This window comes from Pseudomonas sp. JQ36 (genome assembly GCF_053851495.1).
Genome location: NZ_CM132642.1, coordinates 5492332 through 5505616, shown reverse-complemented (window position 1 = coordinate 5505616; position 13285 = coordinate 5492332). Strand labels below are relative to the sequence as shown.

The window sequence follows — 13285 nt, the reverse complement described above, 5'->3', positions numbered from 1 at the left end:
TGAAATGCGATCAATTGTGGGAGCGGGCTTGCTCGCGAATCTGTGAGCGCAGCGAACAGCCTCAAAGACCATTGAATTCCAAGGCGAACACATGAAGATTTCCAGACAAGCCTACGCCGACATGTTCGGCCCCACCGTCGGCGACAAGGTGCGCCTGGCGGACACCGAGTTGTGGATCGAAGTCGAAAAGGACTTCACCACCTACGGCGAAGAAGTGAAGTTCGGCGGCGGCAAAGTCATCCGGGATGGCCAGGGCCAGAGCCAGTTGCTCGCCGCCGAGGTGGTCGACACGCTGATCACCAACGCGCTGATCATCGACCACTGGGGCATCGTCAAGGCCGACGTCGGCCTCAAGGACGGGCGTATCGCCGCAATTGGCAAGGCCGGCAACCCGGACGTGCAGCCGAACGTGACCATCGCCATCGGCGCCAGCACCGAAGTGATCGCTGGTGAAGGCATGATCCTCACCGCCGGCGGCATCGACACGCACATTCACTTCATCTGCCCGCAGCAGATCGAAGAAGCGCTGATGAGCGGCGTCACCACCATGATCGGCGGCGGCACCGGGCCTGCCACCGGCACCAACGCCACCACCTGCACCTCCGGCCCGTGGCACCTGGCGCGCATGCTCCAGGCCGCCGACGCGTTCCCGATGAACATCGGCCTCACCGGCAAGGGCAACGCCAGCCTGCCGGAGCCGCTGATCGAGCAGGTCAAGGCCGGGGCTATCGGCCTCAAGCTGCACGAGGACTGGGGTACCACTCCGGCGAGCATCGACAACTGCCTGAGCGTCGCCGACCAGTACGACGTGCAGGTGGCGATCCACACCGACACCCTCAACGAATCCGGTTTCGTCGAAACCACACTCGGCGCGTTCAAGGGCCGCACCATTCACACCTATCACACCGAAGGTGCCGGCGGCGGCCATGCGCCGGACATCATCAAGGCCTGCGGTTTCCCTAATGTGCTGCCGAGCTCGACCAACCCGACCCGGCCATTCACCCGCAACACCATCGACGAACACCTCGACATGCTGATGGTCTGCCACCACCTCGACCCGAGCATCGCCGAAGACGTGGCGTTCGCCGAAAGCCGCATCCGCCGCGAAACCATCGCCGCCGAAGACATCCTCCACGACCTCGGCGCGTTTTCAATGATCAGCTCCGACAGCCAGGCCATGGGCCGCGTCGGCGAAGTCATCACGCGCACCTGGCAGACTGCCGACAAGATGAAAAAGCAGCGCGGCCCGCTGCCGCAGGACGGCGAAGGCAACGACAACTTTCGCGCCAAGCGCTACATCGCCAAATACACGATCAACCCGGCGATCACCCACGGCATCAGCCATGAAGTGGGTTCTATCGAAGTTGGCAAATGGGCCGACCTGGTGCTCTGGCGGCCGGCGTTCTTCGGCGTCAAACCGACGCTGATCCTCAAGGGCGGCGCGATCGCCGCCAGTTTGATGGGCGACGCCAACGCGTCGATTCCAACCCCGCAACCGGTGCACTACCGCCCGATGTTCGCCAGTTACGGGGGCTCGCTGCACGCCACCAGTCTGACCTTCATCAGTCAGGCCGCGCAGGAGGCCGGGCTGCCCGAGGCACTGGGATTGAAGAAGAAAATCGGCGTGGTCAAAGGCTGCCGCGAGGTGCAGAAAACCGACCTGATCCACAACGATTACCTGCCGAACATCGACGTCGACCCGCAGACCTATCAGGTCAAGGCCGACGGCGTGCTGCTCTGGTGTGAACCGGCGGAAACCCTGCCGATGGCCCAGCGCTACTTCCTATTCTGACGCACGGCAAAAGGCCCCGGGTTCGTATCTTGCGCACGATCCCGGGGCCTTTTTCGTGGTGCTGGGAAAGCACTGTGCAAACGGTCGTGTATTTCCCGCCAAAGGGGCTAATATTCGATTCGCTCCGCCTATTTTCAGGAACTGCCCATGCGTCTTTCCGAGTTCATCGTGGCCAATATCGACCCTATCGTCGATGAGTGGGAACAGTTCGCCGCGACCATCACGCCGGCCGCCGACTATCTGGATTCCACTGCGCTGCGCGATCACGCCAGCGAGATTCTGCGGGCTGCGGCCCGCGACATGAACAAGCCGCAAAGCCCCGCCGAACAGGCTGCCAAGGCCAAGGGCGAAGGGCCGGAAATGACCCCGAGCCTGGACGAGGCCGGCGCCAGCCATGGCGAATTGCGCCACACCGTCGGTTTTGACCTGGTGCAAATGACCAGCGAATTCCGCCATTTGCGCGCCTGCGTGATCCGCCTGTGGGTCAACAGCCTTGAGTCGCCGGACGTGACCTATTTCCAGGACATGATCCGCTTCAACGAAGCCATCGACGAAGCCCTGGCCGAATCCACCGCGGCTTACGCCGAGCAGGTCAACCGCTCGCGGGATATCTTCCTCGCCATCCTCGGCCATGACCTGCGCGCGCCGCTGCAGGCGGTGAGCATGTCCACCGAACTGTTGCTGCGCAAAGCCAGCCTTGAAGGTGATGCGCTGGAATGTGCCTTGCACATCAAACGCGGTGCGCGGCACATGGCGGCGATGGTCAGCGATCTGCTGGAACTGGTGCGCAGTCGTCTGGGCCGTAGCCTGCCGATCGAGCCGGCACCGATGGATCTGGCCGTTGCGGCGCGAGCGGCGATCGCCGAAGCCTGCGCCGGTCAACCGCAATCCGATCCCAGGCTCACCGTGCACGGTGACACCAGCGGCGTGTGGGACGCCGGACGGATCGACCAGTTATTGCAAAACCTGATCGGCAATGCCTTGCAGCACGGTGCCAACCAGCGCGACGTGACCCTCGATCTGCGTGGCGAGGGCGACCACGTGTGCCTGTCGGTGCACAACTACGGCACACCGATTTCCGAAGAGGCGATCGGCACGATTTTCGACCCGCTGGTGCGCAGCGCCGACGAAGAGCTCGGGCAGCCGTCGACCAGCCTCGGGTTGGGCTTGTTCATCGTCAAGGAAGTGGTGACCGCCCATGGCGGGACGATCGACGTCAGCTCAAGCGAGGCTGACGGCACGCTGTTCAGTGTGGTGTTGCCAAGAAAGGTTTAAGCAGGCTTACCGCGTTATCGTTCTTCGCGAGCAAGCCCGCTCCCACATTTAGATCGCGATCTCCTGTGGGAGCGGGCTTGCTCGCGAAGGGGCCGGCAAAGACACTCCAGAACCAACGGTAAAACTATTCGACCACCAAACGCCCCAACCGCTGGCGCAGCATGCGATTCTCCGCTCGCAGTTCCTTCACTTCATCCAGCAGATCAAGCGCCAGCGCGACGCCCTCCCACTCCAGCTCCAGCTCGCGCCGCAACTTCGCGGCGCGTTTGGCCAGGCTCAGTTCGTAGTCGGTGAACCGCCATTCCCGGGGCTGCGCGCCCTGAGGTTCGAGGATGCCGTGTTCGACGATTTCGATCACGTAGACGTCCGACAGATCGGCCGCCTCACAGAATTCTGCCATGTCCAGTTGAACGATCAGGGGGCTGCTCATGATGGGCTACTCCGTCGTCGGATTCAGAAGTTCTCTCGTGGGTTGAACGCGGCTTTCTTCGCCAGTTCCTGCCACAGCGCCTTGACCTCGTCGTCGGAGGTTTTCGGCATCACGGCCTTGAGCTGCACGAACAGATAACCGCGCTCACCGGCCTTGTTCTTCAAGCCATGCCCCTTGGCGCGCATGCGCTGGCCGTTCTGGCTGCCGGCTGGAACCTTGAGGTTGATCTTGCCGGTCAGGGTCGGCACGGCGACTTCAGCGCCTAGCGCCAGCTCCCACGGTGCCAATGGCAGGGTGATGATCAGGTTTTCGCCTTCGACATCGAATTTCGGATGCGGCGCAAAGCGAATGGTCAGGTACAGGTCGCCATTGGCCCCGCCACCGATGCCCGGTGCGCCCTGCCCTTTGAGGCGGATGCGCTCGCCGTCGGTGACGCCCGCCGGGATCTTCACGTTCAGGCTCTTACTGGTATTGCTGACGTGCTGACCGTTGGCGTTGTATTGCGGGACCTGGAAGCTGACCTTCTTCGACTCGTCCGACAGCGTCTCCTCAAGGAAGACCGGCAGTTCCATTTCCACGTCTTGCCCTCGGCGCCCTGCACTGCGTTGTTGCCGACCGTCGCCACCGAAACCGGCTCCGCGATTGCCGAAGATCGAACTGAAGAAGTCCGAGAAGTCGCCGGTGTCGCCACCGCCTCCGCCAAAACCGCCACGGCTCTGCCAGCCCGGCGGGCCCTGGAACGGCTGACCGTGCTGGCCATAACGGCGCAGCTCGTCATATTCGGCGCGCTTGTCGGCGCTTTTCAGCGCTTCATAGGCTTCCGAGGCGTCCTTGAACTTGGCCTCGGCGTCTTTTTCCTTGCTGACATCGGGGTGGTATTTGCGCGCCAGCTTGCGATAGGCAGCCTTGATTGCCTTGTCGTCCGCTGTCGGCTCCACGCCGAGTATCTTGTAATAGTCTTTGAAGTCCATCGAAGGAATCACCATCCGTTATCGATTTCGCGCCGAGGCCAGCATGCGCTCATTCGCGCGTGCCGGGTTGACCGATCTCAACTTTGTGACCGGGTGGCGCAGCAGAAGTTTATCGGCAGTGGACGACGGTTCTTGCGACCGCCGGTATGTCTGCCGGCCCATGCCAGCAAGTTTGGGGCGAAGCTGCGACTTTCAAGAAGCTTAGTCGCGAAATAGCAGATGACCGGCCTTCGAATCTGCCGCGCACTGACATACACTGCGCGGCCGTTTTTTGACCGGAACCCGAAAGACATGAACAACGCCTCTCCAGCCCGTGCCTGCGGTATCGACTTCGGCACCTCCAACTCCACCGTCGGCTGGCTGCGCCCCGGCATGGAAACGATGATCGCGCTGGAAGACGACAAGATCACCCTGCCGTCGGTGGTGTTCTTCAACATCGAAGAGCGCCGCCCGGTTTACGGTCGTCTGGCCCTGCACGAATATCTGGAAGGCTACGAAGGCCGGCTGATGCGCTCGCTCAAGAGCCTGCTCGGCTCCAAGCTGATCAAGCACGACACCAGCGTGCTCGGCACGGCGATGCCGTTCAAGGATCTGTTGGGGCTGTTCATCGGCCAGCTCAAGAGCCGTGCCGAAACGGCCGCCGGTCGCGAGTTCGAACAAGTGGTGCTGGGGCGTCCGGTGTTTTTCGTCGATGACGACCCGCTGGCTGACCAGGAAGCCGAAGACACCCTGGTCGAAGTGGCACGCAAGCTCGGTTTCAAGGACGTGTCGTTCCAGTACGAACCGATTGCCGCCGCATTCGACTACGAGTCGACCATCGAAAAAGAAGAGCTGGTGCTGATCGTCGACATCGGCGGTGGTACTTCGGACTTCTCGCTGGTGCGCCTGTCGCCCGAGCGTCGCGGCATGGACAACCGTCACGACGACATTCTCGCCACCGGCGGCGTGCACATCGGCGGTACCGATTTCGATAAACAGCTGAGCCTGCAAGGCCTGATGCCGTTGTTCGGCTACGGCAGCCGGATGAAGAGCGGCGCCTACATGCCGACCAGTCACCACATGAACCTGGCGACCTGGCACACCATCAACTCGGTGTACTCGCAAAAGTCGACTCTGGCGCTGGGCAGCATGCGCTACGACATCGAGGACACCGGTGGCATCGACCGTCTGTTCAAGCTGATCGAACAGCGCGCCGGGCACTGGCTGGCGATGGAAGTCGAAGAAACCAAGATCCAGCTGACCCACGCCGACAGCCGCCACGTACCGCTGGACCGCATCGAGCCGGGCCTGAGCGTGGAACTGAGCCGCGCCCTGTTCGAATCGTCGATCGACGCCTTGCTTGAACGCGTGCGCGGCAGCGTTACGCAGCTGTTGAACGATGCCAACGTGTCGGTGGCTCAGGTTGATACGGTGTTCTTCACCGGCGGTTCGAGCGGCATTCCGGCGCTGCGCAACAGTGTTTCGGCGATGCTGCCGAATGCGCGACATGTGGAAGGGAATATCTTTGGCAGCATCGGCAGCGGTCTGGCGATCGAGGCGATGAAGCGCTACGGCACTATGGCCTGATCCGGAATCGGCGGTGCGCCCTTCGCGAGCAAGCCCGCTCCCACAGGATCACACTCAACCTGTGGGAGCGGGCTTGCTCGCGAAAGGGCCCTTTCAAACGCTATAAGGCTTGAATCAAACCATCCCGCCCAGCTTCAGCTCACTCTTCAGATACGCGTAATAAATCGGCCCCGCCACCACTCCCGGCAGGCCGAACGCGGCTTCGAACACCAGCATCGCCAGCAGCAACTCCCACGACTTGGCACTGATCTGCCCGCCGACAATGCGCGCGTTGAGGAAGTATTCGAGCTTGTGGATAAAGATCAGATAGCCCAACGCCGCCACCGCCACCCAGATCGACAGCGACAGGCCGACGATGGTGATCAGCGTGTTCGACATCAGGTTGCCGATCACCGGCAGCAGGCCGAGCAGAAAGGTCAGGACGATCAGGGTCTTGGTCAGCGGCAGCTTGATGCCGAACATCGGCAGGATCACCGCCAGAAAGATCCCGGTAAAGATCGTGTTGAGCAGGGAAATCTTGATCTGCGCGAAGACAATGTTGCGAAAGGCTTGCACCAGCAGATGCAGACGGTCAAACAGTGCCGCGGCCAGCGGTTTGCGCTTGGTCACGTCGGGAATGCGCTGCAAGGCGATGATCGCGCCGAGCACCATGCCGATCAGCAGCGTGACAAACATGTGCGCCGCGTCCTTGCCTACCAGTTGCAGCTCGGACAGGTGCTTGCTGGCCCATTGACCGATAGCCACGCGAAATTCTGCGGCACTGGCCGGCAGGTAGGCATCAAGGAACGGCGGCAGTTGCCCGCGCGCGCGATCGACCACGCCCATGAATTTGTCGAGCGAGGCACCGGGGTTTTCCGCTTCGTGCAGCAGGAAACTGATGGCACCGGCAAAGATCAGCGCCAGCGCACTGACCACCAATGTGCCGAGCAGCGCCACTGCCAGCCAGCGCGCACGCCGGCCTTCGATCAGCCGTTGCAGTTGCGGCGTGAGCATGTTGACCAGCTCGAACACCAGCAGACCCGCCAGCAGGCTGGGCAACAAACGCAGCGGCAACACCAGCAACAGACCGCCAAAGATAATGATGCAACTGACCCAGAACACAACATGACGCTCAGAAAACGTTGGCATACAGCCTCAAAACGAACGGCGTAAAAGGATTGGCAGTCTGCCAGCGTTCCGGCGCCGAAGCGAGTAGATGCCCAGCATCCTGGTCGCGCCGAAAAGATCGCAGCCTGCGGCAGCTCCTACAGGATCGCGGTCTCATGTAGGAGCTGCCGCAGGCTGCGATCTTTTGATCTTATTTTTTCTTCAGGCAATCACTCATGAAGGTCTTGCGCGCATCGCCGGTCAGCGCCTTGGTTTTCGCATCGGCGTTGCAGGTCTTCATTTTTTCCTGCTGCGGGGTCAGCACTTTGCCGTCATTGGCGGCCGGTGCTGCCTTGAGGCAGGTGCTCATGAAAGTCTTGCGCTCGTCGCCCTTGAGGCTCTTGGCGGTAGCGTCGGCATTGCAGGTGGTCATTTTGTTCTGTTGCGCCGTGGCGGCGAAACCCTGGGAACACAGGAGCAGACCGATCATCAACAACGGGACACGCAGCATCTTCATGGAGTTTTCTCCTTGTCGCCGCATCGATGGAGGCGGCCTGCGCTGAAGTGTAGCCAAATCTTGTTACACCTTCCTGCCTTCCAGGTGACTACGCCGATACTGTTCCGGCGTACAGCCGGCCTGCCGGGCAAACATGGCGATGAAGGCCGAGCCGCCGCTGTAACCCAGATCGAAGGCGATTTCCTGCACGCTCTTCGTGCTTTCCAGGGCCTCGATGGCAGCCAGATAGCGCAGACGCTGACGCCATTCGCCGAAACTCATCCCCAGCTCGCGCACGAACTGCCGGGCCAACGTACGCTCGCTGACGTGCACCTGCGCCGCCCAGTGCGCCAGTGGCTGGTTGTTCCCCGGGTCAGCCTGCAACGCGTCGAGGATCGCCAGCAGCCCGGGGTTGCTCGCATACGGCAGATAGCACTCATGCACCGGCGCCTGTTGCAGTTGATCGACCAGCACCTGGGCCAGACGCTGATCGGCCTCCAGTTCGGGGATCTTCACGTCGCGGGCGGCGAAGTCCTTGAGAATCGCCTTGAGGATGTCGCTGATCGCCAGGGTGCAGGCGCGCGCCGGCAGATCCGCGCAGACCTGCGGATCGAGGCACACCGCGCGATAGTTGACCGGTTGGTGGCTGTAGAAACTGTGCTCGACCTGCGGCGGCACCCACACCGCGTAGTGCGGCGGCGACATGAAACGGTTGCCGTCGACGTCCATGTGCAGCACACCGTGGGCCGCGTACTCCAGCGTGCCCCACGGATGACGGTGCGGCGCGGCGTATTCATGGGCGTTGAAGTCGGCGTAGCGGAAGTACACCGCCGACGGCAGTTCGCTGAAATCCAGCAGATCGATGTGTTTGCTGTTCATGCTGTCCGGTTGCAGAGGCAGGTTGTCCGGTTCGCAGTATAGGGCTGCATCCAGACAAGGGATAATCAGCGTTCATCAACGTTCTGGTTTTAACCCATGCAATACGCGTTTCCCCTGCTGGCGATTTTCATCTGGGCCGGCAATACCGTGATCAACAAACTGGCGGTCGGGGCGATCTTCCCCGCCGAGATCGGTTTCTATCGCTGGCTGCTCGCCGGTCTGTTGTTCACCCCGTTCATGCTCAAAGCGGTGATTGCACACTGGCCGCAGATCCGCCCGAATCTGGGCAAGATCTTCATCCTCGGCGTGCTCGGGATGGCGGTGTATCAAAGCCTCGCCTACTTCGCCGCGACCCTGACCACGGCGACCAACATGGGCATCATCCTGTCATTGATGCCGCTGATGTCGCTGGCCATGGCCATCATCAGCCTCGGCCAGCGCCTGACCGCCGGCGCCTTGTTCGGTGCAGTGCTGTCGTTCGCCGGCGTGCTGGTGGTGGTGTCGTCCGGCAGCCTCGGCGCCTTGCTGCAACACGGAGTGAACCTGGGTGACGCGATGATGCTGATCGCCACCCTGGCCTACGCGATCTACAGCACCCTGCTGAAAAAATGGCAGCTGCGTTTGCCGCCGCTGGTGTTGCTGTACCTGCAGGTGCTGGTGGCGATTGTGGTGCTGTTTCCGCTGTACGCCGCCTCGCCGAAAACCGGCTTCACCGCGCAGAACATTCCGCTGGTGCTGTACGCGTGCCTGCTGGCCTCGATGCTCGCGCCGCTGGCGTGGATGCAGGCGGTGCAGCGTCTGGGGCCGAGTCGCACGACCTTGTTCTTTAACTTGCTGCCGTTGATTACCGCGCTGATTGCGGCGGTGGTGTTGAAGGAAGAGCTGGCGATGTATCACCTGGTGGGTGGGGTGTTGACGTTGGGTGGGGTGATTCTTTCCGAACGCTGGACCACCGTTCTAGGCCGCAAACTCAGCGTTGCCTGATCTTGCCCTTTCGCGAGCAAGCCCGCTCCCACATTCGACCGGATTCCAACAGGTGGAATGCGGACCACTGTGGGAGCGGGCTTGCTCGCGAAGAACGATAACGCGGTGTAACTGACATTCACACGCCGGCAGCCTTTAGCCGCGCCGCATGCTCGACAAACAACCGCACCGGATCCGCCCCTTTGCCCACCAGCCCCAGCGACTGATTGACGATGTCGAAGTGATCCAGCGGATAGTCGTCGCCAATCACTGTGCCGAGGTGTGAGCTGTAGCGCCCGACCATCCCGTCACACTGCCCTGGCTCGCGCACGAAGGTTTTCGCGAACAAGCGACAGCTGCGGTTGGTGCCGTCGAACAGGTTGCCGCCGCGATCGGTCTTGCCCGGTTGCAAGGTTCCCGACCACGAGTAATACCGCACCCCATTGACCTCTTCCGGCCCCTGCCCGCCCCAGGTCTCGGGCAGGCCCTGTGGATAACGCTGATTGAACAGCGCCACGCCTTCGCTGGTCAGCGATTGATGCGAAGCGTGGATGTCCACCGGCAGTTTCGGCCCGTGATAGCCGGTTTCCAGCAATGCCATCAGCCAGCCGACAAAACGCAACAGCACCTCAAGCACGCGCCCCTTGGCACTGTTCGCCGGGTAGTGTTTCTGCAGATAGTCGGCCAGTTCCGAACCGTGATTGGGCCCGGCCACGGAGGTCACCGAGGCGACCAGATCCGGCCGTTTGGCAGCGGCATAACGGGCGGTCAGCGAACCCTGGCTGTGGCCGAACAGATTGACTCGGGCGGCGCCGGTCTCGCGCAGAATCTCGTCGATCCGCGCCAGCAACTGCTCGCCGCGCACCTCGGTGGAATTGAGCGGCGACACCTGCACCGCAATCACCGTCGCCCCGCCACGGCGCAACGCCTTGATGATCCCGTACCAATACGGATACAGCACCAGCCGGATAAACCCGAGCATGCCCGGCACCAGTACCAGTGGATAACGTGTCGCCGAACCTTGTGACATGGGCAAACATCCTTGTGGTCGCTGAGTGGATGCCAGACGTGCAAAACGCCCGCCAAGCTTCCTCCTTGATGATGACAACTGCACCATCAGCCTACTTCAGGCCCACCACCCCCGCCACAATCAGCCCCACCGACAGGAGTTTGACCAGGGTCAGGCTCTCGCCGAGCAGGGCAAAACCGAGAAACACCGTGCCCAGCGAGCCGATCGCCGTCCAGATCGGATAGGCGATGCTCACCGGCAACTCGCGCATCGCCAACGTCAGGAAGTAGATCCCGCCAATCGCCGCCGCCACCGTGATCAGCGACGGCCACAAGCGAGTGAAGCCTTCGGCGTACTTCATGCCCATGGCGAACGTCACTTCGAAACCGGCGGCGATCAGCAGGCACAGCCAGGCCACTTAGAACGTCCGGGCGAGGTCGAGCAAACGCTGCTCGGCCTCGGCCACTGACACGGCGAAGGTGCGCTCGGCCGACTCCTCGCCCTCGGCCGCGACCACGCTGACGTCGTTGATGCCGATAAAGCCCAGCGCGGTGCGCAACCACGGATCGGCATGGTTCAGTGCTTCCAGTTCGCCACCGGGGCCGAAGCCGAAACCGCCGCGACTGGTGACGATCAGCGCTTTCTTGCCTTGCAGCAGCGGCGTGTACTGGGCCACGCCGTTGTCCAGGGTGTGGTCGAACGTGAGGCCCAACCGTACGATCTGATCGACCCAGGCCTTGAGGCCGCTGGGCACGCTGAAGTTGTACATCGGCGTGGAAATCAGCAGCAGGTCATGCTCGAACAACTCGCCGACCAGTTGATCGCTGAGCGCCAGATCGGCCTGCATCGACAACGGACGCGCTTCGGGTTCAGGGTGAAACGCGGCGGCGACAAAGGCTTCGTTGACTGGCGGGATCAGCGCCCGTCCGACTTCCCGGCGGGTGACCTGAGCCTGTGGATGGCGCACCTGCCAGGCGCTGAGAAAACTTTCTGCCAAACGCCGTGAGTGCGAACGATCACCGCGCGGGCTGGCATGGATCGCAAGAATCTTGCTCATCTGAAACTCCTTGGGACTAGACTTGAGTGGCTAAGTGGCGCCAGATTGGCGCCGACTCGCTGCTGTCTCAACTGAGCAAAAATCAGTCGGGATGAATCCATTTCACCCATGGAGTATTCAATGTTCGCCTCGTTGCCGCTGACCGCCTTGCGCGCCTTCGAATCCGCGTCGCGGCTGCTGAGTTTCAAGGCTGCCGCCGAAGAGTTATCGGTTACGCCCACGGCGATTTCTCATCAGATTCGCGCGCTGGAAGACTGGCTTGGCGTGGCGCTGTTCGAACGTTTGCCACGTCAGGTACGCCTGACCGAAGGTGGCGAGCGGCTGTTTCGCAGCCTGCACGGCGCGCTGCTGGAAGTCGCGCAAAGCGTCGACACCCTGCGTCCGCAACGCAGTGGCAGCAGCCTGACACTGTCGACCACCGCCGCGTTTGCCGCGCTGTGGCTGGTGCCGCGCCTCGGGCGGTTCTATGCGCAACACCCGAACATCAACGTACGCCTCGATACCCACTGCGAAGTCATCGACCTGCATCAGGACGCCAGCGTCGATCTGGTGTTGCGCTACAGCCTCGACGACTACCCCAATCTTTACGGCGTGTGCCTGTTCGATGAGTCCTTCGGCGTTTACGGCTCGCCGGAGCAAGTGGCGCTGGCCGCCCGACGCACGCCGGCGCTGATCAGCGTGCGTTGGCACAACTCGAAGCTGTATGCCCACGGCTGGGAAGCGTGGTGTGCTGGCTCAGGCGAAAACTGGTTGAACCAGCAACCGGCGATCCGCGAATACGACGAAGAGCATTACGCCCTGCAAGCAGCGATTGCCGGGCAAGGTCTGGTGCTGGCGAGCAATATTCTGGTCTCGCAAAGCGTCGCCAGCGGGTTGCTGGTGCCATACAAGGGTCAGGTGCAGGTCGATGGTGCCGGGTACAGCGCGCTGTGTGTGCCGGGACGGGAGCGGCATCCGCCGGTACGGGCGTTTTTTGCCTGGTTGCAGGAGGAGGCCGTGTTGTCCGGCCTGACGCCACGATCGCAACCTTCGGCAGCACCTGCAGGGGGCTCGGCGTAAAACCGATAAAACTTTTTGCATCGCGCAGGACTCACAACCTGGGTAAGCGATCACGTCCGCAGAACGTGACGCCAATCGGATTAGCCTCCAGGAGACTGAAATGAGCGACCTGCATTTGTCTGATGTTCAAACCCTGCGCGAACGCGCACGGCAACACGTCGAGAACGGCGCGGTAACCGAGAGCTACAGCGCCAACCGTGAAGAGGTGCTGCGCTTGCTCAACGAATCGCTGGCCACTGAACTGGTCTGCGTGCTGCGCTACAAGCGTCACTACTTCATGGCCAACGGTCTGAAAGCCAACGTGGCCGCCGACGAATTCCTCGAACACGCAACCCAGGAAGCACAACACGCCGACCGTCTGGCCGAGCGCATCGTGCAACTGGGCGGCGAGCCGGAGTTCAACCCGGACCTGCTGTCGAAAATGTCCCACGCCCAATATGTGGCCGGGAACACCTTGAAGGAAATGGTCTACGAAGACCTGGTGGCCGAGCGGATCGCCATCGACAGCTACCGCGAAATCATTCAGTACATCGGCGAAAAAGACCCGACCACCCGGCGCATCTTCGAAGACATCCTGGCGCAGGAAGAAGAGCATGCCGATGACATGGCCGACATTCTGAAAGACCTGTAAGCCTTTCGAAACCGCCTTCGCGAGCAAGCCCGCTCCCACAGGTTTTTCACTAAACCTGTGGGAGCGGGCTT

14 protein-coding genes are annotated in these 13285 nt (G+C 61.8%); 6 read left to right on the top strand and 8 right to left on the bottom strand.

From position 1 onward, the window contains the following. Positions 1-91: 91 nt before the first annotated feature. Together ureC and ACS4NR_RS24830 are read left to right on the top strand one after the other, a co-directional pair. Positions 92-1792: an urease subunit alpha gene (ureC, locus tag ACS4NR_RS24835; RefSeq protein WP_150369550.1), complete on the top strand. Its 1701-nt coding sequence runs from the start codon at positions 92-94 to the stop codon at positions 1790-1792. 147 nt (positions 1793-1939) lie between these two features. Further along, positions 1940-3067 carry an ATP-binding protein gene (locus ACS4NR_RS24830; RefSeq protein WP_456018570.1) on the top strand — a complete coding sequence of 376 codons (1128 nt, stop codon included), beginning with the start codon at positions 1940-1942 and terminating at the stop codon, positions 3065-3067. Positions 3068-3191: 124 nt separating this feature from the next. On the opposite strand, the gene ACS4NR_RS24825 is transcribed toward ACS4NR_RS24830, so the two are convergent. Together ACS4NR_RS24825 and ACS4NR_RS24820 are read right to left on the bottom strand one after the other, a co-directional pair. Next, the gene (locus ACS4NR_RS24825; RefSeq protein ID WP_027613554.1) at positions 3192-3497 is read right to left on the bottom strand and encodes a chaperone modulator CbpM; all 306 of its coding nucleotides are present in this window, start codon (positions 3495-3497) and stop codon (positions 3192-3194) included. A 23-nt stretch (positions 3498-3520) separates the two neighbouring features. Then, positions 3521-4468, bottom strand: a complete 948-nt coding sequence (locus tag ACS4NR_RS24820; protein WP_027613553.1) for a DnaJ C-terminal domain-containing protein — start codon at positions 4466-4468, stop codon at positions 3521-3523. 291 nt (positions 4469-4759) lie between these two features. Between ACS4NR_RS24820 and ACS4NR_RS24815 the strand changes: the two genes are divergently transcribed. After that, a complete protein-coding gene (locus tag ACS4NR_RS24815; protein WP_095138153.1) occupies positions 4760-6034 on the top strand; it encodes an Hsp70 family protein in 1275 nt (424 codons plus the stop codon). 114 nt (positions 6035-6148) lie between these two features. Here ACS4NR_RS24815 and ACS4NR_RS24810 read toward each other — a convergent pair whose 3' ends face one another. From ACS4NR_RS24810 to ACS4NR_RS24800, 3 genes are all read right to left on the bottom strand, one after another. Next, positions 6149-7162: an AI-2E family transporter gene (locus tag ACS4NR_RS24810; protein WP_115985434.1), complete on the bottom strand. Its 1014-nt coding sequence runs from the start codon at positions 7160-7162 to the stop codon at positions 6149-6151. Between the two features lie 169 nt (positions 7163-7331). Then, a complete protein-coding gene (locus ACS4NR_RS24805) occupies positions 7332-7637 on the bottom strand; it encodes a PsiF family protein (protein ID WP_007966973.1) in 306 nt (101 codons plus the stop codon). Positions 7638-7700: 63 nt separating this feature from the next. Beyond that, on the bottom strand, positions 7701-8495 hold the full coding sequence (locus ACS4NR_RS24800; RefSeq protein WP_456018569.1) for an AraC family transcriptional regulator: 795 nt from the start codon (positions 8493-8495) through the stop codon (positions 7701-7703). 96 nt (positions 8496-8591) lie between these two features. Between ACS4NR_RS24800 and ACS4NR_RS24795 the strand changes: the two genes are divergently transcribed. Beyond that, positions 8592-9479 carry a DMT family transporter gene (locus ACS4NR_RS24795; RefSeq protein WP_027613549.1) on the top strand — a complete coding sequence of 296 codons (888 nt, stop codon included), beginning with the start codon at positions 8592-8594 and terminating at the stop codon, positions 9477-9479. A 118-nt stretch (positions 9480-9597) separates the two neighbouring features. On the opposite strand, the gene ACS4NR_RS24790 is transcribed toward ACS4NR_RS24795, so the two are convergent. The 3 genes from ACS4NR_RS24790 to ACS4NR_RS24780 all read right to left on the bottom strand — a co-directional run bounded on the left by ACS4NR_RS24790 (position 9598) and on the right by ACS4NR_RS24780 (position 11524). Beyond that, entirely contained in the window at positions 9598-10488 is an 891-nt protein-coding gene (locus ACS4NR_RS24790) for an esterase/lipase family protein (RefSeq protein WP_166496037.1), read from the bottom strand. A 91-nt stretch (positions 10489-10579) separates the two neighbouring features. After that, positions 10580-10885 (bottom strand): DMT family transporter, encoded by a 306-nt coding sequence (locus tag ACS4NR_RS24785; RefSeq protein ID WP_027613547.1) that lies wholly within the window; start codon positions 10883-10885, stop codon positions 10580-10582. Next, a complete protein-coding gene (locus ACS4NR_RS24780) occupies positions 10886-11524 on the bottom strand; it encodes an FMN-dependent NADH-azoreductase (protein ID WP_027613546.1) in 639 nt (212 codons plus the stop codon). 108 nt (positions 11525-11632) lie between these two features. Between ACS4NR_RS24780 and ACS4NR_RS24775 the strand changes: the two genes are divergently transcribed. Both ACS4NR_RS24775 and ACS4NR_RS24770 read left to right on the top strand, forming a co-directional pair. Beyond that, a complete protein-coding gene (locus ACS4NR_RS24775; protein WP_253151552.1) occupies positions 11633-12583 on the top strand; it encodes a LysR substrate-binding domain-containing protein in 951 nt (316 codons plus the stop codon). Between the two features lie 100 nt (positions 12584-12683). Beyond that, the gene (locus ACS4NR_RS24770) at positions 12684-13214 is read left to right on the top strand and encodes a ferritin-like domain-containing protein (RefSeq protein WP_047600645.1); all 531 of its coding nucleotides are present in this window, start codon (positions 12684-12686) and stop codon (positions 13212-13214) included. The last annotated feature ends 71 nt before the right edge of the window (positions 13215-13285 follow it).

Excerpts from the sequence above, each read along its gene's own strand:
- ACS4NR_RS24805 (WP_007966973.1), bottom strand. The coding sequence starts at position 7,637 with ATGAAGATGCTGCGTGTCCCGTTGTTGATGATCGGTCTGCTCCTGTGT.
- ACS4NR_RS24830 (WP_456018570.1), top strand. The coding sequence starts at position 1,940 with ATGCGTCTTTCCGAGTTCATCGTGGCCAATATCGACCCTATCGTCGAT.
- ACS4NR_RS24800 (WP_456018569.1), bottom strand. The coding sequence starts at position 8,495 with ATGAACAGCAAACACATCGATCTGCTGGATTTCAGCGAACTGCCGTCG.
- ACS4NR_RS24795 (WP_027613549.1), top strand. The coding sequence starts at position 8,592 with ATGCAATACGCGTTTCCCCTGCTGGCGATTTTCATCTGGGCCGGCAAT.
- ACS4NR_RS24825 (WP_027613554.1), bottom strand. The coding sequence starts at position 3,497 with ATGAGCAGCCCCCTGATCGTTCAACTGGACATGGCAGAATTCTGTGAG.
- ACS4NR_RS24810 (WP_115985434.1), bottom strand. The coding sequence starts at position 7,162 with ATGCCAACGTTTTCTGAGCGTCATGTTGTGTTCTGGGTCAGTTGCATC.
- ACS4NR_RS24820 (WP_027613553.1), bottom strand. The coding sequence starts at position 4,468 with ATGGACTTCAAAGACTATTACAAGATACTCGGCGTGGAGCCGACAGCG.
- ureC (WP_150369550.1), top strand. The coding sequence starts at position 92 with ATGAAGATTTCCAGACAAGCCTACGCCGACATGTTCGGCCCCACCGTC.
- ACS4NR_RS24780 (WP_027613546.1), bottom strand. The coding sequence starts at position 11,524 with ATGAGCAAGATTCTTGCGATCCATGCCAGCCCGCGCGGTGATCGTTCG.
- ACS4NR_RS24775 (WP_253151552.1), top strand. The coding sequence starts at position 11,633 with ATGGAGTATTCAATGTTCGCCTCGTTGCCGCTGACCGCCTTGCGCGCC.
- ACS4NR_RS24790 (WP_166496037.1), bottom strand. The coding sequence starts at position 10,488 with ATGTCACAAGGTTCGGCGACACGTTATCCACTGGTACTGGTGCCGGGC.
- ACS4NR_RS24815 (WP_095138153.1), top strand. The coding sequence starts at position 4,760 with ATGAACAACGCCTCTCCAGCCCGTGCCTGCGGTATCGACTTCGGCACC.
- ACS4NR_RS24770 (WP_047600645.1), top strand. The coding sequence starts at position 12,684 with ATGAGCGACCTGCATTTGTCTGATGTTCAAACCCTGCGCGAACGCGCA.